Origin of the sequence: Aquibaculum arenosum, assembly GCF_029222965.1 — a bacterium.
GTDB classification, from domain to species: Bacteria; Pseudomonadota; Alphaproteobacteria; order Kiloniellales; family DSM-21159; genus Aquibaculum; species Aquibaculum arenosum.
Window position 1 is genome coordinate 124,050 of record NZ_JARHUD010000005.1, and the last position, 17,470, is coordinate 141,519.

Below are 17,470 nucleotides of genomic sequence, written 5' to 3' on the forward strand. Positions count from 1 at the left end.
AGGAAATATCAAATGGTTAAGTCATTGAACCATCTTGCACTTGCCGCCGCAGTGGCCGGTGCCGTCGGTCTCGCCGGCACGGCACAGGCGGAGACGCTGCGCGTCGGTGTCACCCCCGGACCCCATGCCGAAATCATGGAGGTGGTCGCGGAAGTGGCGGCCGAGGAGCAGGACCTCACCATCGAGATCCTGGAATTCTCCGACTATGTCGTGCCCAATACAGCGCTGGCAGATGGCGAGCTGCACCTCAACTCCTTCCAGCATGCGCCCTACCTCGATAACCAGGTGCGTGACCGCGGCTTCGATTTGGTCAATGCCGCGCCAACCGTCGTCTTCCCCATGGGCTTCTATTCCAACAACTACGACAGCTTTGATGAGGTCCCGGAGGGTGCCAGCATTGCCATTCAGAACGACCCGACCAATGGCGGCCGTTCTCTGCTCCTGCTCCAGTCAGCCGGCCTCCTGACCCTTGGCGAGGACACGGGCCTGACCCCCTCAATCCTCGATATCACCGAGAACCCGAAGAATTTCGAGTTCATCGAACTGGACGCCGCGCAGCTGCCGCGTTCCCTCGAGGACGTCGATGTGGCCTCGGTGAACACCAACTATGCGGTGGAAGCCGGCCTGGACCCCAATGAGGACGCCATCCTGCGTGAGGGCCCGGACAGCCCTTACATGAACATCATCGCCGTGCGGGGCGAGGATATCGAAGCGGAATGGCTAGAGCGCTTCCTGGCTGCCTATCACAGCGACCCCGTGCGCGCCTTCGTCGAAGAGCGTTTTCAGGGAGCAATCGTGTCTGGCTTCTAACTGAAGCCGCCTAGTCTGCCGAAGTTGGAAGCCCCCTCCCCGGGGGCTTCCTTTTTGCCTATAATCGACGCCATGGATGACGATCTGCTCGATCTCTATAGTGAACGACTGATGGCGCACGGACGCCGGGTGGCCGCGGATCGCAGGCTTGCCGAGCCCGATGTGACGGTGTTCCGCCGTTCACCTCTCTGCGGCTCGACTGTGACGCTGGACCTCTGCTTCGAGCAGGGCCGGATCACTGACTTGGGTTATGCGGTGCGTGCCTGCTCACTGGGGCAGGTAGGCGTCTCTGTGCTCTCGGAATTGCTACCCGGCCGCAGCTTCGAGGAAGCGCGCGCGGTCACGGGCGCGGTTCGTGCCATGCTTGCCGGCCAGGGGCCGCCGCCTGAAGGAGATTGGGCTGAGCTGGAACTGCTGGAGCCGGCAATCGAACTGCGCAACCGTCACGGCTCGGTGATGCTGCCTTTTGAAGCTGTGCTACAGGGCATTGAAGAGGCGGAAGGCCAGTAGCCGAGCGATTAGCTGTGACTGCTTGGCAATCACGCACTTGCAGACATCAATCTCTCTCGTGCCTTTTCCCTACCGATCAAAGGCAGCAGGTCCTTGAGTTCCGGTCCGCTCTCACGACCGGTGAGCGCCAGACGCAAAGGAAGGAAAAGCTGGCGGCCCTTGCGGCCGCTCGCCTGCTTCACGGCGGCGGTCCAGTCCTTCCAGGTGCCCTGATCCCAAGGCTCTTGCGGCAAGAGCTCTGCCGCTGTCGCGCAGAACTCAGAGTCTTCGATGCTTGGGACAATGCTGTCGTGCACGACACGGTACCATTCCAGAGCGTCCTGCCGACGCGCCAGGTTACCTCTGACAGCCTCCCACAGCGCGGCACCGAAGTCCGCGCAGCCGGCTTCGCTGAAGGTTTCCGCGACGGATTCATAGGGCAGCTGCTGCAGAACGCGGGCGTTAAGCGGCTCCAGTTCGTGGGGATCGAACTTGGGTGTCGCCCGGCCGAAGCGACTGATGTCGAACCCCGCCACCAGGGACTCCATCTCGGCATGTGCCTCGATGGGGTCCGAGGTGCCAAGTTTTGCCAGGTAACTGTTGAGCGCCATGGGCTCAAGGCCCTGCTCTCGCAGAGATTCCAACGAAAGCGAACCGAGGCGTTTTGAAAGCCCCTGCCCGCTTGCATCGGCAATCAGCGACAAGTGCGCGAATACGGGCACGCTGCCGCCCAGAGCCGTGAAGAGCTGGATCTGCACCGCCGTATTGGCCACATGATCTTCGCCGCGCAGCACGTGGGTAACGCCCAACTCGATATCATCGACCACGGATGAAAGCGTATAGAGCGGTCGACCATCCTCGCGCAGCAGCACGGGGTCGGATAGATGCTGGCCGTCGAAATGCTGCGGTCCTCGCACGGCGTCCGGCCAATCGATTGCGCTGTGGTCAAGCTTGAAACGCCAGTGCGGCTTGCGTCCTGCGTCGAGCAACGACTGCTTCTCGTCTTCGCTCAAGCTTAGGGCCGCACGGTCGTAGATCGGCGGCCGGCCCGCTTTCATGGCAAGTTTGCGCTTGAGCTCCAGGTCTTCGGGCGCCTCCCAGCACGGGTAGAGGCGCCCGGCCTCCTTGAGCCGTTCCACAGCATCGGCGTAGCGCTCCATGCGGTCCGACTGGCGCGCCGTTTCGTCCCAGCTCAGACCCAGCCACGCCAGGTCCCTGAGGATGGCCTCTGCGTAGGCCTGCGTGGAGCGTTCGCTATCCGTGTCATCCAGGCGCAGCAGGAAGCGCCCGCCCTCCTTGCGGGCCCAGAGCCAGTTCAGCAGGGCGACGCGCGCGTTGCCGACGTGCAACAGCCCCGTGGGGCTGGGAGCAAAGCGGACCTTCATGCCGTCGGCCTCCTCAAGCGGGGCCCTTGAAGGCATTGGTCACCGGATAGCGGCGATCCCGTCCGAAGGCGCGCGAGGTAACCTTCACGCCCGGCGCTGCCTGCCGGCGCTTGTACTCGGCATTCTCCAGCAGGCGCCATACCCGGTTCACCTCCGCACGATCGTAACCGCGCGCCACGATCGCATCCACGCTGGCTTCCTCCTCGATCAGACCACGCAGGATGGCATCGAGATCGGCATAGGGAGGCAGGCTGTCCTCGTCCTTCTGGTCCGGACGCAGTTCGGCGCTGGGCGCCTTGGTGATAATGCGCTCTGGGATCACCAAGCCCTCGGGGCCAAGAGCGTCCTTCGGCTTGTTTGCGTTGCGCCAGCGCGAGAGCGCATAGACGCTCTGCTTGTAGACATCCTTCAGGACATTGTAGCCACCGCACATGTCGCCGTAGAGCGTGGCATAGCCGACACTCATCTCCGACTTGTTGCCCGTGGAGAGCACCATGTGGCCGAACTTGTTGGAAAGTGCCATGAGGCTGATGCCACGTGCGCGAGCCTGGATGTTCTCTTCAGTCACATCGACCGGCAGGCCCTCAAAAAGCGGCTTGAGCATGGTGTCGAAAGCCTGCATGGCGGGGCCGATGTTGATCTCATCCAGACGGCAGCCCAGCAGCCGCGCGCCCTCTGCCGCATCCTCGAGGCTGTCCTGGCTGGTGTAGGGCGAGGGCATCATCACGCAGTGCACCTGCTCCGCCCCGAGGGCATCCACGGCCACCGCAGCCGAGAGGGCGGAATCGATACCGCCGGACATGCCGATCACAACGCCGGGAAAACCGTTCTTGCGTACATAGTCGCGCAAGCCCAGTTGCAGCGCGCGATAGAGCGCTTCATGGCCTTCCGCCGGAGCCGCCTGCTCCCCTTCGCGGCAGACCCAGCCATCGTCCTCTCGGCGCCAGTCCGTAAGGGAAAGCTTTTCCTCGAAAGCGGGAAGCAGGACCCGGAGAGAAGAATCGCCGCCAAGCACGAAGGAGCTGCCGTCGAAGACCAGTTCATCCTGGCCGCCGACCTGGTTTACATAGGCCAGCGGGAGTCGGCTTTCGGCGATACGATTGAGCACCACTTGCTGGCGGACTTCCAGCTTGCCCTCCTCGAAGGGCGAGCCGTTCGGTACCAGCAGCAGCTCCGCGCCGGACTCTTCCAGACACTCGACGACGTCCGGGTACCAAATGTCCTCGCAAACCGGCACCCCGATCCGCACGCCGCGAAAATTCACAGGACCGGGTAGCGGTCCTTGTGTGAACACCCGTCCCTCATCGAACACGCCGTAATTGGGCAGATTGTACTTGTAGCGCACCGCTTGGATTCGGCCTGCATCGAGCAACAGCGCGGCGTTGAACACCTTGCCCCGCAGAGGCCAGGTGGCTTCGGGATCCTCACACCAGGGCGCGCCGATCAAGAGGCCGGGACCGCCATCGGCGGTTTCCAGGGCCAACTCCTCGATTCCTGCTCGCACCGTTGCCAGGAACGCGGGCTTGAGCACGAGATCTTCAGGCGGATAGCCCGATACGCAAAGCTCACTTCCGACCAGCAGGTCGGCCTGCTGCGCCCTGGCTTCATCGCGCAATGCACGCAGGCGGGCGAGATTGCCGGGCACGTCACCGACTGTGGGATTGAACTGGGCCAGGACGATACGAAGGTGATCGGTCATGGAAATCCGTGTCGCTGGTGAAGTCGGATGGAATTAAACAGGAGAGATGGGGACTTCCGGAAGCACCGGCATGCGCTGTCCGGCAGTCCCCGGCCCATCAGCGGCGCAGAAGGAACTCGCGGCCGACCTTGACGCGCGGTTGGCCGTCGTATTCGACGATGTCCGCCGTGGCATAGGTTTCGGTCCAACGGATCGGGAGAAAACTCCCCGTTCCAATCACATCCACCGGAACCTTTGCCTCGGACATGACCCGGCACTTCTTCGGGCCGAAACCACTGGACGCCACGATCTTCACCTTGGGAAAACCGGCTTCATCGAGGACTTCACGCATCCGCCAGATGGCAGCCGCCGACACGCCGGGACCAACGAGATAGCGCAGCTCTTCCTCAGTGCGATAGCCGCGCACCGCTTCGGGCACGTGACGCTCCAGCACCGCATAAGAGGCGGTGGGATCGAGGCCTTCCAGATAGCGGCTGCCTGCAACGTCGAGGCGCACGGAGAGGGTGCCAGCCGCCGCTCTGTCGGCGAAGGCGCGACAGGTTTCCAGGCTATCGGTCACTTCCTGCGCGAAATAGTCGACCAGCACGGTCATCGGCGCATCGGGGAAGCAGCTGTCGAACATCTCGGCTGCGCGCAGCGTCGAACCCGCATAGCCGATGATGGCGTGCGGCATGGTGCCCAAGCCTTTGGGCTGGCCGAAATAGTGGGCCGTGGCGTCGGTGGCATTGCCGATGAACCCAACGGCATTCACCTTGCGCTTCGCGCGGGCCGAGCCGACCGAGGCGGCATAGGCCATGATCTCCGCCATCTCGGTGCCCGCGCAGTGGCGCGCATCCATGGCGAGGAAGGCTACGCCCGGCAAATCGGCGCACATGGAAAAGGCGTTGTGCGCAGCAACGCAGGCCGGCCCCAGCTTCTGCAGCAGCAGCGTTTCCAGATCGACGAGGTGATAGAATGGCCCGGAAACGTAGAGGATCGGTTCGCCGGCACCAACCCACTTGCCTTCGGGATAGCGCTGCTCGATCTCGAAGGTCACGCCGCGCTCGCGTCCGATTGCCTCAAGCCACTCGATCGCCAATCTCGGCGCCGAGACCACGGGTCGGCGCATGAAAAGTGCGTAGGTCACCCGGGCGTCGCCGAAGCGGCCGACCACCGCCTTGGTCTTGCGAAAATAGACGTCGGTCCAGGCGCCGATCTGCTCATCGGACCGGGGCCAGACGGCGTCGCTTGTCGCCACTTCCTGCGCCTTCACCTCGTCGGGCATGGGCCCTGCCTCCGTGATCTGCGTCCGTCTATTCGCCGGCCACGCGCACCGTCGGCACGTCCTGGCCACGAGCCAAGCGCTCGGACTTCAGTTCCTCCGCGATGAGGAACGCCAATTCGAGAGCCTGATTGGCGTTCAGTCGCGGATCGCAGTGGGTGTGGTACCGGTCACCCAGCATGGCGTCGTCGATGGCCTGGGCGCCGCCCAGGCATTCGGTTACGTCCTGACCCGTCATCTCGAAATGCACGCCGCCGGCGTAGCTCCCCTCGGCGCGGTGAACGGCGAAGAAACCGCGCACTTCCTGCAGAATGCGGTCGAAGGGGCGGGTCTTGAAGCCGCTGCCCGATTTCACCGTGTTGCCGTGCATGGGATCGCAGGACCAGACCACCTGGCGGCCCTCTTCGCGCACCTTGCGCACCAGCGCCGGTAGATGGGCCTGCACCTTCTCGGCGCCCATGCGCGAAATCAGAGTCAGGCGCCCCGCTTCGTTTTGCGGGTTCAGGGCGTCGATCAGACGCAAGAGCTCATCAGGATCAGTGCTCGGACCGCACTTGAGACCGATGGGATTCTGTACGCCACGCAGGAACTCAACATGGGCGCCGTCGAGTTGCCGTGTGCGGTCGCCAATCCAGAGCATGTGCGCAGAACAGGCGTACCACTCGCCCGACAGGCTGTCGACGCGAGTCAGGGGCTGCTCATAGTCGAGCAGCAAGGCCTCGTGGCTGGTGTAGAAATCGGTCTCGCGCAGCTGTTGCACCGTGTCGGGCGTCACGCCGCAGGCCTGCATGAAGGCCATGGCTTCGTCGATGCGCTGAGAGAGCTCCTCGTAGCGCCGCCCCTGCGGACTGCCCGCCACGAACTGCAGGTTCCATTGGTGCACCTTATGCAGATCGGCAAAACCACCCTGAGCGAAGGCACGCAGGAGGTTGAGCGTGGCCGCGGCCTGGTTATAGGCGCGCAGCATACGCTCGGGGTCAGGGGTGCGCGCTGATTTCGCGAAGTCGATGCCATTGACGATGTCGCCGCGATAGGCCGGCAGTTCCACACCGTCCTGCACCTCTACGTCCGAGGAGCGCGGCTTGGCAAACTGCCCCGCCATTCGACCAACCTTCACCACCGGGCAGGCTGCGCCGAAGGTCAGCACCACCGCCATCTGCAGCAGCACCCGGAAGGTGTCACGGATGTTGTTCGGATGGAATTCGGCAAAGCTCTCGGCGCAGTCCCCGCCCTGCAGCAGGAAGGCCTTGCCTTCGGCCACGTCCGCCAGGGACTGTTTCAGGTTGCGCGCTTCGCCGGCAAAAACCAGGGGCGGATAAGTGCTGAGGGTTTCGCGGACCGCTTCGACGGCTTGCGGTTCGGGATAGACGGGCACCTGCCGGATCGGCTTGCTCCGCCAGGATTGGGGTGACCATGTCTGTGTCATAACGCGAACCTCAGTACTGACCGTTCGCCGCCAAAACTGCAGGATGGCGGCGCTCCTCAAGGAGTCTTAGACACTGCGCTCCTGTGAATCCAGCGGGAATAGGAGCCTGCGGCGGCCTCCTCTGGGCCCGCTGGCTCCGGTATGCCCTCAAAGGGGCCAGAACAGGGGTATCAACGCGGAAGCAACGAGCCAGAGCAGCAAGTTCAGCGGCAGGCCGACTTTCACGAAGTCGCTGAAGCGGTAATTGCCGGCGTGATAAACGAAGGTGTTGGTCTGATAGCCGATGGGTGTGGCGAAACAGGCAGATGCCGCAAACATGACCGCAACGGCGAAAGGGCGCGGGTCGACGCCGAACTGCTGCGCCACGCCGACCGCGATCGGCACCATCAACACCGCAATGGCGTTGTTCGACACCATCTCGGTGAGCAATGAGGCCATCAGATAGATCATCGACAGGGCCACGAAGGGCCCGAAGGGCCCGGCCAGGGCCAGCATGCCCTCAACCAGCAACAGCACTGCCCCCGTCTGCTCCATGGCCACGCTCAGTCCGAGCATGCCGAAAATGAGCAGCAGCAACCGCCATTCGATCGCTTCGTAGATCTCGTCCGGCCGCACGCAACCGAGCACGACAACAGCCACCGTGGCGATGATGGCCAGCCCGGCAATGGGCATAATGCCAAGTGTGGCCAACAGCATGACCCCCGCGATGGCTGCAATGGCCAGAGGCGCGCGTTGCCTTCGCAGGGGCCGTGTGTGCACCTCGTTCAGGTTCAGCAGCAAGCCGTCTTCCACCAGCCGCTGAATGCCTTCGGGCGGTCCCTCCAGGAGCAGCGTGTCGCCGAAGCGCAACGCCAGGCGGTCAAAGCTCTGCGAGAGATTCTCGTGCTGCCGGTGGACCGCAATCACAAAGACGCCGTAGCGGCGGCGCAAGTTGAGATCGACGATTGAGCGACCCACCAGCCGCGACCCTGGTCCGACGATGCCTTCCATGACGACCGCCTGCTGGGTGGAGACGGGTTCCAACGCCACCTCGCCGTCCCCTGGGAAAGCAAGTTTCCCGGCAGCGCGCAGCCCCATCACCTCGCGGGCATGGGTTTGTAGCACCACTCGGTCTCCAGCCTCCAGCTGAACACCAGTCAGATCACGCATCCGATGGCGCAGCGAGCGATCGTCCCGGATGATATCGATCACCACGCCGGCTGGATTGCGCATCAACCCCGCTTCCGCGAGTGTTCTGCCAACAGCCTTCGACCCCTGCAACACCAGCCCTTCGGTCAGAAAACGCCGCTGTGACCCGTCGCCAAGCAGGGCGGCCAGGGAGGGTCGGTCCGGCAGCAGGATGCGGCCGAACACCGCCAGGTACAGCCCGCCTACGGTGGCCATGATGAGCCCCAGACCGGTGATCTCGAACATTCCGAAGGCAGCAAGTCCCTGCGCCTGGGCAGCGCCGTCAGCCAGAAGGTTGGTTGAAGTACCGATGAGTGTGCAGACGCCCCCAAGGATGGCGGCGTAAGACAGCGGGATCAGCAGACGGGTCGGCGCGACACCGATTGTGGCGGCCAAGCCGATCACCACCGGGGTCATCACAACGACCACAGGCGTGTTGTTCATGAAGGCGGAGAGCAGCATCACTCCGCCAAGCAGCACAACGATTGCGAAGCTGTGGGAATGCTCTGCCAGGGCCGAAACCCTCAGACCCACCCATTCAATGACGCCGGTTCGGTCGAGAGCGGCGGACAGCACGAACATGCAGGCGACCGTGATCGGGCCGCTGTTCGAAAACACGGGAAGGAGGTCCTCAGTGCGCAGAACTCCCGCCAGAAGGAGCAGAGCCACGGCCGTCATCGCGATGACGTCGGGCGGTGCCCATGCACGGGCAAAGGCCACAAAGACGCCTGCTGTAACCAGCAGCACGAAAAGGGCGTCGACACCAATACCGGCAATGGCCAAGCGCAGTCCCCCTACTCAGCACCGGCCAGAGGCCGGCGAAACCCGACGAGCATGTTGAGTTCGATTACCGCTGTCGAGCAGATTCGCCTCAACTGCCCTTGGAGTCTGCGACGGGTGTACGCATTGTGACGAACTCTTCGGCCGCCGTTGGATGGATACCGACGGTGGCATCGAAATCGCGCTTGGTCGCTCCTGCCTTGATGGCGATGGCCACGCCCTGAATGATCTCGGCCGCATCCATCCCACCCATGTGGGCTCCCAGCACCTTCTGGCTGTGCCGGTCGACGACCAGTTTCATGATCGTGCGCTCATCGCTGCCTGAGAGCGTGTGCTTCATCGGCCGGAACTCGGTGCGATAGATATCGATCTCACGATACTGCTCGCGTGCCTGGGCTTCGGTCAGGCCGACGGTGGCCAGCGGCGGCTGGCTGAACACCGCCGAGGGAATGTTCTCGTAGTTCAGTTCCGTGGACTGGCCCTCACAGAGTGTGCGCACGATGGCCATGGCTTCGGCGATTGCGACCGGCGTCAACTGCAGCCGGTCGGTCACGTCGCCGATGGCGAAGATCGACGGCACATTCGAGCGGAAATAGGGGTCGATCTTGACGGCTCCCCTGGCGGTCAAGGCCACGCCCGCCTCTTCGAGGCCCAGGCTTTCCGTGTTCGGCGCCCGCCCAATGGCGTAGAGAACTTGATCGAACTCTTCGCTGCTGCCGTCGGAGAAGTGCACCAGACGTCCGCCTTCCGTCTCCTCGATGCGGGAAACGTTGAGGTTGAAGCGCAGATTGACACCTTTCTTTGGCATCTCTCGCGCCAGAAACTCCCGCAGGTCCTCATCGAAGCCGCGCAGGAACAAGGGGCCGCGATAGACCAGCGTGGTCTTGCTGCCGAGGCCGGAAAAGATGCCGGCAAACTCCACGGCAATGTAACCACCGCCCACCACGAGGATGCGCTCCGGCTGCTTCTCCAGGAAAAAGATGTCGTCGGAGACCAGACCCAGCTCCTGACCCGGCTCATCGGAGCGAGAGGGCACCCCACCGGTGGCAACCAGAATGCATTCGGCGGTGATCTTGCGCCCGTCAACCGAGACCGTGTGTGGATCCACCAGCGTTGCCCTGCCATCCACGATCTCCACGCCGGCCTTTGTCAGGAGGTTCTCGTAGATGCCGTTGAGTCGGGCAATTTCAGCGTTCTTGTTGGCGATCAAGGTGGACCAGTCGAAATCACTGTCGCCCACCGTCCAGCCGAAGCCGGCAGCCTGCTCGAATTCCTCACGAAAGTGGCTGGCATAGACCATGAGCTTCTTAGGCACGCAGCCGATGTTGACGCAGGTGCCGCCCAGATGCCGCTCCTCCGCCACGGCCACGCGCTTGCCGGCGGCAGCGGCCATGCGGCTGGCGCGTACGCCGCCGGATCCGGCGCCGATGACGAAGAGGTCGAAATCGTAGCTGCTCATAGATCAATCTCCCGGCGGACAGGCTGCACTGGCTGTAGCAATGGCGATCACGCGAGGGCGGTGTCCTGCTCCAGCGGGCGCATCAGTAAGGGATGCGGTCTTCCTTTTCCAGCCACCGACGCATGGCCTGTTGCGCCTCGGCTTGAAGGTCACGGCGCGTGGTTAGCAGGCGCTCCTCCGGGGCCTTGGGAACCTCCTGGTACAGCCAGTCGTCGTCAAAGCCTACGGCCGCGGCATCATGACGATCGGCAGCGTAGGTCAGTCGCTCCAGGCGCGCCCAATAGATGGCCGCCAGGCACATGGGACAGGGTTCGCAGCTCGAATAGATTTCGCAGCCCTCAAGATCAAACCTCCCGAGCGCCTCGCAGGCCTTGCGGATGGCAACGATCTCGGCATGCGCGGTGGGATCGCAGGCCGAGGTAACGCGATTCCAGCCCTCGGCGATGATCCGGCCGTTCTGGACGATGACCGCCCCAAAGGGGCCGCCTTCATTGGCATCGGTCTCGTCCAGGGAAAGAGCGATGGCGCGGCGCAGGAACTGCGCTTCGGTCTCAGTCATGATACCAAGCGCACCAGCGCCTTGCCCTCATTCTCACCCGCGAGCAGCCGCAGGAGTTGGCGCGGCGCGCTCTCCAGACCGTCGCCGACATCCTCGCGGACGTGGATCCGACCTTCCCGATACCATTGGCCAAGCTGATCCACCGCTTCCTGCAGACGGTGGAAGTGATCGAGCACCAGAAACCCCTGCATGCGGGCGCGCTTGACCAGGATGGCTCGGTTGTAGCGCGGCCCCTGCGGCGGCGGCGTGCTGGAGGGAATCGCCATGGTGCCGACGACAACAATCCGCGCACCCACGTTGATGCGTTCCATTACGGCATCTGAGATCGGGCCGCCGGTGTTGTCGTAGTAGACATCGATGCCGTCGGGCGCCGCGGCGGCGAGGTCGGCGGCCAAGTCAGGACTCGCCTTGTAGTCAATGGCGGCGTCGTACCGGAACTCCTCGAGACACTGCGCGACCTTCGCCGGACCACCAGTGAAGCCGACAGTGCGGCAACCGAGAATTCGTGCCACCTGCCCCACAATCGAGCCAACCGAACCGGCAGCCGTCGAAACGGCCACGGTTTCGCCGGCCTGGGGCTGGCCCACCATGGTCAAACCGAGATAGGCCGTGAGCCCGGTCATGCCCCAGAGGTGGAGGTTGTAGGACAATGGCCCGTCCGCAGGGTCGGCAATTCGGTCGATGTCGGAGCCATCGGACAGCGCCCACTCTTGCCAGCCCTGGCGGCCGCTGACCCAGGTGCCTTCGGGAAAGTCGGGATGGCGGGATGCGGTCACCTGCCCGACCGTGAAACTGCGCATCACCTCGCCAAGGGGGACGGGCGGGGAATAGTTCGGGCCGTCCGCGATCCAGCCCCGCATGGCCGGATCGATCGACAGCCAGTGCACGCGCACCAGGAACTGGCCTTCGCCCGGTTCGGGAATGCTGCTTTCCTCCAGGCGAAAACAGTCCTCGGCGACTGCGGGCACCGGTCGGCGGGCCAGGACCATTCGGCGGTTGGTGGTCGTCATTCTTTCCCTCCCCCTTCACAAGCAAAACCGCCGCCCCGCATGACCAGGGCGGCGGGTGACAAGGTGCTTACAGGCCCATGCACATGTACTTGATCTCGAGGAAGTCATCGATGCCGTACTTGGAGCCTTCGCGACCGACGCCCGACTCCTTGACGCCGCCAAAGGGGGCCACTTCCGTCGAGATGATGCCGGTGTTGATACCGACGATGCCGCTTTCCAGGCCCTCGCCGACGCGCCAGATGCGACCGACGTCGCGGGCGTAGAAGTAGGAGGCCAGGCCGAACTCGGTATCGTTTGCCATGGCGATGCCCTGCTCTTCCGTTTCGAAGCGGAACAGCGGTGCCACGGGACCGAAGGTCTCCTCCTTTGTCACCTTCATCTCGGTGGTGACGCCGGTGAGAACAGTCGGCTGGAAGAAGGTGCCGCCCTTGGCGTCGGGTGCGCCGCCAATGGCGACCTGGGCACCCTTGGACACGGCGTCGGAGATGTGTTCCTTAACCTTCTCCACCGCGGCCTCGTCAATCAGCGGACCCTGGGACACGCCCTCCTCGAGGCCGTTGCCCACCTTCAGTTCCTTCACCTTAGCGGCCAGCTTTTCGGCGAAGGCATCGTAGACGCCCGACTGCACCAGAATGCGGTTGGCGCACACGCAGGTCTGCCCGGTGTTGCGGAACTTGCTCATCATCGCGCCTTCCACGGCCGCATCCAGATCGGCGTCGTCGAAGACGAGGAAGGGCGCATTGCCGCCCAATTCCATGGAGACCTTCTTCACGGTGGAGGCGGACTGCTCCATCAGCAGCTTGCCCACCTCGGTGGAGCCGGTGAAGGTGATCTTGCGCACGATGGGGTTGGAGGTCATCTCGCCGCCGATGCCCTTCGCAGAGCCGGTGACGACGTTGAACACCCCGGCCGGGATACCGGCCTGCTCGGCCAACTCTGCCATCGCCAGGGCTGAGTAGGGCGTCTGCGTGGCGGGCTTGATGACGATGGTGCAGCCCGCTGCCAGCGCCGGGCCGGCCTTGCGGGTGATCATGGCATTGGGGAAGTTCCAAGGCGTGATCGCGCCGACAACGCCCACCGGCTGCTTCACCACGACAATGCGCTTGTCGCCCTGGTGCTGCGGGATGACGTCGCCGTAGATGCGCTTGGCCTCTTCGGCGAACCATTCGATGAAGGAGGCGCCATAGGCGATCTCGCCCTTGGCTTCAGCCAGGGGCTTGCCCTGTTCCAGGGTCAGCAGCAGGCCGAGATCATCCTGCTGCGCCATCATCAGGTCGAACCAGCGCCGCAGGATGTTCGAGCGCTCCTTGGCGGTCTTGGCGCGCCAGGCCGGCAGCGCCCGGTTCGCAGCCTCGATGGCGCGGCGCGTCTCGTCGGCACCCATATCCGGGATGGTGCCGAGAAGCTCTCCGGTGGCCGGATTGGTGACCTCCTTGACCTTGCCACTGTCGGCATCGAGCCAGGCACCGTCGATGTAGCACTGCTGGCGAAAGAGTTTGGGATTGTTGAGTTGCGGGGCGCCATTCTCGGCAGCCTTGGCGAGTGTCGACATGGTCTTTCCTCCTTGAAAAAAGCGAGGCTGAAACGACTGCAGCGGAACCTCGTGGGTTCCGGCTGGCGATGATGATAAAATGCGCTGGCCGTCCGGCAAGGCCGGCGATTAGCCGAGCAGGGCAGCGGTGTCCGGCACGATGATGGCGAAACGATCCGACAAGGCTGCCAACTCGGCCCGGTGCAACCCATCTGCGCTCAGCACACCACCCTCACCGTCAGGAAGGTCGCGCGTCGCACAGGCATTGGCGACCACGGTGGTCCCGTAGCCATGATCGAGCGCCGAACGAACGGTCGAACTGACGCACATGTGGGTCATGAAGCCCGCAACGATCAAGGTTTTTACCCCGGCTGCCTTCAGGCGTTCATCCAGATCGGTCCCGGCAAAGGCGTTGGGAAGGCGCTTCTCCACGACCGCTTCGCCGTCGCGTGGGGCAACGGGATCGGCGATCTCGAAGGCCGGCGTGTCCGGGTCGAAGGCGCCGCCGGCCGCACCGCGGTGCTTGACGTGAATGATAGGGGTGCCGGCGTCGCGCGCGGCCTGGAGCAGGCGCTCACCTTCTTCCAGTGCCGCCGCGATTCCGCTCAGCGCCAGCGGGCCGCTGAGATACTGGTTTTGGGCGTCGATGATGATGAGTGCGCTCGACGCAAGCGCATGCGGCTGTGCGGGCACGCCAGCCATTTCCATCAGGGTCTTCGGTAGTGCCACGGTTTTCTGCCTTCCCCTTGCTGCGATTGCGGAAGGCTAGAGCAAAGTGGCCGGCAGGGAAATGGGCAGAACAAGCGGCTCATCCGCCGCCTGCTCTTTTCTGCAAGCCTTTGGCGCCTGCCGGAAGAGCCGCTAGGTGCGGCTCCGGCAGGCGCTTTCGAGCAAGGCTCAAGGTTGGTTGGAGAACTCGTCGACCTCGCGCTCGGCTTCTTCCTTGGTTTTCCCGTAGAGCTCCTGAATCCGGCCCACGAGTTGATCACGCTGGCCCTCGATCACATCCAGATCGTCATTGGTCAGCTTTCCCCACTTCTCCTGGGCTTTCCCGCGCAGCTGTTTCCAGTTTCCAGCAAGCTTGTCGCTGTTCATTCCAGTCTGTCCTCCAAAAAGTAGGCCGGTGCAGTGCGGCCTCCAAGTGGGAACATGTCTGAGGCCTTTGAGGTTCCATCCACGCCCTCTGACCAATGGCCCTAACCGGGAGACTGCGGCTGCCGGAAACTGGGATTGGATGAGATGCATCAGTCTGGCGCGATCGTCTCAGCCTTGATCCAGTCAAGAAACTCCTGATTCCCCCCGATCACGGGCAAGGCGAGCACACAGGGGCAGTCATAGTCGTGCCAGTCTCGGACGAAATCGGTCACTTTCGAGACGAGGTCTGCCCGTGTTTTGGCCAACAGCACAACCTCCCTGCCCTCCTCGATCGCTCCCTGCCACCGGTAGATCGGAGTCATCGGACCCAGCACATTGGCGCAGGCGGCCAGCCGCGCCTCCACCAGCGCCCGCCCCAACGCGCGCGCCTTCTCCTCATCCTCGTGGGTAATGTAGATCAATGCTGCATCGGCCATTCGCGACCCACTCCTTTACCGCGGCATTGCGGCAATCTGCTCCAGTAGGCCCTGCGCAGAGGTGAGATCGTAGCCGGCGGACTTAGCCTGCGCCATTATGGCTTCGGCGCTCTGGCTGCCGTAGCGGGCTTCTGCAAGGGCCCAGAGCAGGGTGCTGCGCATGCCTGAGCGGCAGTGCGCCACAACCGGGCCGCTGGCTTGATTCAGCACGGCGCGGAAATCCTCGACCACCTCGGGACCCAAGGTGTCCATGGTTACGGGAACATGATGGTAACTGAAGCCCTGTTCCTCGAAGAAGCGTCTGGCCTCGTCAGCGCTGGGCTGACCCGCCTCCTCGCCATCCGGCCGATTGTTGATGATGGCCACGATCCCCGCGTCGCGCAGGCTGTCCACGTCTGCGTCGACGATCTGCCCGGCGACATAGAGGCTCTCGTCCAGTTTTGTCAGTGTGGTCATCTGTTCCCCTTCTCTGGGTTGGGTAGTGTGGATGCAGCCTGGAGGCCAGCCGGCGTCGCAAGACTGAAGTACATTGGATCAGGCAACAAAGGCGAGCATGCGACATTTGGCTTCCGGGTCAAGGAAGGGTACCTGCGCCTAGATACCGATCCTTGTAGTGCGCTGGCGGCGGCGCACGGGAGCATTGTTGCGCTGCAACACAAGCTGTGAGCAGCTTAGCTGGATCGCGGAACAGCATTGAAGGAGGAGAAGAGCTGGCATGGAGAACTTCACCCCTGTATCGGCTCTGATTGGTGGAGCCTTCATAGGACTTTCGGCGTCACTGTTGCTCCTGTCCTTGGGACGCATCGCTGGCATAAGCGGCATCATTGGTTCGCTCCTCACACCCGGGCGAAGTGGGGCGCCGTGGCGCCTCCCCTTCGTGATCGGGCTGCTGCTTGGGCCGTTCGTGGTGATGATCATCGGATCCGCGCTGAACGCGGCTCCACCCGAGATCACCATCGAAGCCAGCTGGCCGACCCTTGTGCTGGGTGGACTGTTGGTGGGCTTTGGCACACGCCTTGGCAGCGGATGCACAAGCGGGCACGGCGTCTGCGGCATCGCTCGTTTGTCACCGCGCTCCCTGGTGGCCACGGGCCTGTTCATGGCTGCCGGCGCTGCGGTGGTCTTTATCGCACGCCACGTGATCGGAGGCTGACGAACATGCTCTTCCCGCTTGTAGGGCTTCTCGCCGGCCTGCTGTTCGGTATCGGCCTGACCATTTCTCAGATGGTGAATCCGGAGAAGGTGGTCGCCTTTCTTGACTTCGGCGGCATTGCGACCGGCACCTGGGACCCCAGCCTGGGCTTGGTGATGGGCGCTGCGCTGCTGTTCGCCGCGCCGGGATTTTATATCGCCAGGCGTCGTGAAGCACCGATCCTGGGAGATCGATTTGACACGCCTCAGCGCCGTAACCTTGATGGTCGGTTGATCGGCGGTGCTTTGCTGTTTGGTGCGGGTTGGGGCCTAGTCGGCTACTGCCCCGGACCAGCGATTGCCGGTCTCGCGTTCGGGCGCATGGAAACGGTGATTTTCGTCGCTTTCATGCTGCTGGGCATGCTCGCCTATCGGCGACTGACCGCTCCGGGCCACGATATAGCCTACGGGCAATGACAAAAAACCCGGCAGGGATGCCCTGCCGGGTTCTTCGTTGGTCGGAGCGGCGGGATTCGAACCCACGACCCCCAGTCCCCCAGACTGATGCGCTACCAGACTGCGCTACGCTCCGTCACTTGGGGGCCGAACGCACTGTCGTTCGGCTGGCTTCTATATAACGACCCGGCCCCGGTCTGACAACGCTCGCACTGCTGCTTTTCCGGAGTGTATGATCGCTTATGCAAAAAACTAATTGCGTCCCATAACATACTACAAACAGAAACCAATTAGATCGTAAATGCTGGCTCCCGTTCAGGTGCTTCACCGCGAGGCCTGCAACAGCCCCTGGACCTCTTTGAGCTCGCGCAGCACCTCGCCCAGTTTTGCGCGTTTGTCGTCCTGCACCGGATCCGTATCGGGCGGCGCCACTGGGCGCTTCTCCTCGCCCTTGACGATGGCCTGTACCCCGTTTTCCTTCAGAAGCTTCTGCACACCGCGTATGGAGAAACCGTCTTCGCGCAGCAGGTCGCGAATGCGGCGCAGCAGTTCGATGTCTTCCGGGCGATAGTAGCGGCGGCCACCGCCGCGCTTGAGTGGTTTGACCTGCGGAAACTTGGTTTCCCAGAAGCGCAGCACGTGCTGCTCAACCTCCAACTCCTTCGCAACTTCGCTGATGGTGCGAAAGGCGGCGGCGGATTTTCCGTCTTGGCGTAGAGCGCTCATAAACTCTCCG

General features: G+C 63.3%; 18 protein-coding genes and 1 tRNA gene. 4 read left to right on the forward strand and 15 right to left on the reverse strand.

Annotated features, from left to right (window positions below; genetic code table 11):
• The first annotated feature begins 12 nt into the window (after positions 1 to 12).
• Together P2G67_RS09505 and P2G67_RS09510 are read left to right on the forward strand one after the other, a co-directional pair.
• Positions 13 to 810: a MetQ/NlpA family ABC transporter substrate-binding protein gene (locus P2G67_RS09505; protein ID WP_322099678.1), complete on the forward strand. Its 798-nt coding sequence runs from the start codon at positions 13 to 15 to the stop codon at positions 808 to 810.
• A gap of 72 nt (positions 811 to 882) precedes the next feature.
• On the forward strand, positions 883 to 1,320 hold the full coding sequence (locus P2G67_RS09510; RefSeq protein ID WP_275822404.1) for an iron-sulfur cluster assembly scaffold protein: 438 nt from the start codon (positions 883 to 885) through the stop codon (positions 1,318 to 1,320).
• Between the two features lie 29 nt (positions 1,321 to 1,349).
• Here the strand turns inward: P2G67_RS09510 and gltX are convergent, their stop codons facing one another.
• The 13 genes from gltX to P2G67_RS09575 form a co-directional block, all read right to left on the reverse strand.
• Positions 1,350 to 2,684, reverse strand: coding sequence for a glutamate--tRNA ligase (gltX, locus tag P2G67_RS09515; RefSeq protein ID WP_275822406.1), 1,335 nt, complete (start codon positions 2,682 to 2,684; stop codon positions 1,350 to 1,352).
• A gap of 13 nt (positions 2,685 to 2,697) precedes the next feature.
• On the reverse strand, positions 2,698 to 4,383 hold the full coding sequence (locus P2G67_RS09520; protein ID WP_275822408.1) for an NAD+ synthase: 1,686 nt from the start codon (positions 4,381 to 4,383) through the stop codon (positions 2,698 to 2,700).
• Between the two features lie 97 nt (positions 4,384 to 4,480).
• Positions 4,481 to 5,647: a beta/alpha barrel domain-containing protein gene (locus P2G67_RS09525; protein ID WP_275822410.1), complete on the reverse strand. Its 1,167-nt coding sequence runs from the start codon at positions 5,645 to 5,647 to the stop codon at positions 4,481 to 4,483.
• A gap of 28 nt (positions 5,648 to 5,675) precedes the next feature.
• Positions 5,676 to 7,070: a class II 3-deoxy-7-phosphoheptulonate synthase gene (locus P2G67_RS09530; RefSeq protein ID WP_275822412.1), complete on the reverse strand. Its 1,395-nt coding sequence runs from the start codon at positions 7,068 to 7,070 to the stop codon at positions 5,676 to 5,678.
• Positions 7,071 to 7,217: 147 nt separating this feature from the next.
• Positions 7,218 to 9,020 (reverse strand): SLC13 family permease, encoded by a 1,803-nt coding sequence (locus P2G67_RS09535; RefSeq protein WP_275822414.1) that lies wholly within the window; start codon positions 9,018 to 9,020, stop codon positions 7,218 to 7,220.
• Positions 9,021 to 9,108: 88 nt separating this feature from the next.
• Positions 9,109 to 10,476 (reverse strand): glutathione-disulfide reductase, encoded by a 1,368-nt coding sequence (gor, locus tag P2G67_RS09540; RefSeq protein WP_275822416.1) that lies wholly within the window; start codon positions 10,474 to 10,476, stop codon positions 9,109 to 9,111.
• A gap of 82 nt (positions 10,477 to 10,558) precedes the next feature.
• Complete coding sequence (locus P2G67_RS09545) at positions 10,559 to 11,035, reverse strand: nucleoside deaminase (RefSeq protein WP_275822418.1); 477 nt, start codon at positions 11,033 to 11,035, stop codon at positions 10,559 to 10,561.
• Positions 11,032 to 12,045 (reverse strand): NADP-dependent oxidoreductase, encoded by a 1,014-nt coding sequence (locus tag P2G67_RS09550; protein ID WP_275822420.1) that lies wholly within the window; start codon positions 12,043 to 12,045, stop codon positions 11,032 to 11,034. Before P2G67_RS09550 ends, P2G67_RS09545 begins: the two co-directional genes overlap by 4 nt.
• 67 nt (positions 12,046 to 12,112) lie before the next feature.
• The gene (gene gabD / locus P2G67_RS09555; protein WP_275822422.1) at positions 12,113 to 13,597 is read right to left on the reverse strand and encodes an NADP-dependent succinate-semialdehyde dehydrogenase; all 1,485 of its coding nucleotides are present in this window, start codon (positions 13,595 to 13,597) and stop codon (positions 12,113 to 12,115) included.
• A gap of 108 nt (positions 13,598 to 13,705) precedes the next feature.
• Positions 13,706 to 14,305: a cysteine hydrolase family protein gene (locus P2G67_RS09560; RefSeq protein ID WP_275822424.1), complete on the reverse strand. Its 600-nt coding sequence runs from the start codon at positions 14,303 to 14,305 to the stop codon at positions 13,706 to 13,708.
• A gap of 168 nt (positions 14,306 to 14,473) precedes the next feature.
• Positions 14,474 to 14,671: a CsbD family protein gene (locus P2G67_RS09565; RefSeq protein ID WP_275822426.1), complete on the reverse strand. Its 198-nt coding sequence runs from the start codon at positions 14,669 to 14,671 to the stop codon at positions 14,474 to 14,476.
• Between the two features lie 149 nt (positions 14,672 to 14,820).
• Positions 14,821 to 15,147 carry a divalent-cation tolerance protein CutA gene (cutA, locus tag P2G67_RS09570; RefSeq protein ID WP_275822428.1) on the reverse strand — a complete coding sequence of 109 codons (327 nt, stop codon included), beginning with the start codon at positions 15,145 to 15,147 and terminating at the stop codon, positions 14,821 to 14,823.
• Between the two features lie 15 nt (positions 15,148 to 15,162).
• Positions 15,163 to 15,603 carry a protein tyrosine phosphatase family protein gene (locus P2G67_RS09575; protein WP_275822430.1) on the reverse strand — a complete coding sequence of 147 codons (441 nt, stop codon included), beginning with the start codon at positions 15,601 to 15,603 and terminating at the stop codon, positions 15,163 to 15,165.
• A 259-nt stretch (positions 15,604 to 15,862) separates the two neighbouring features.
• Here P2G67_RS09575 and P2G67_RS09580 point away from each other — a divergent pair, with 259 nt between their 5' ends.
• Together P2G67_RS09580 and P2G67_RS09585 are read left to right on the forward strand one after the other, a co-directional pair.
• On the forward strand, positions 15,863 to 16,300 hold the full coding sequence (locus tag P2G67_RS09580) for a YeeE/YedE family protein (protein ID WP_275822432.1): 438 nt from the start codon (positions 15,863 to 15,865) through the stop codon (positions 16,298 to 16,300).
• Between the two features lie 5 nt (positions 16,301 to 16,305).
• Entirely contained in the window at positions 16,306 to 16,755 is a 450-nt protein-coding gene (locus P2G67_RS09585) for a DUF6691 family protein (protein WP_275822434.1), read from the forward strand.
• A 38-nt stretch (positions 16,756 to 16,793) separates the two neighbouring features.
• Here the strand turns inward: P2G67_RS09585 and P2G67_RS09590 are convergent.
• A tRNA-Pro gene (locus P2G67_RS09590) sits at positions 16,794 to 16,870 on the reverse strand.
• 188 nt (positions 16,871 to 17,058) lie between these two features.
• Positions 17,059 to 17,460, reverse strand: coding sequence for a MerR family transcriptional regulator (locus tag P2G67_RS09595; protein WP_275822436.1), 402 nt, complete (start codon positions 17,458 to 17,460; stop codon positions 17,059 to 17,061).
• Between the last annotated feature and the right edge of the window lie 10 nt (positions 17,461 to 17,470).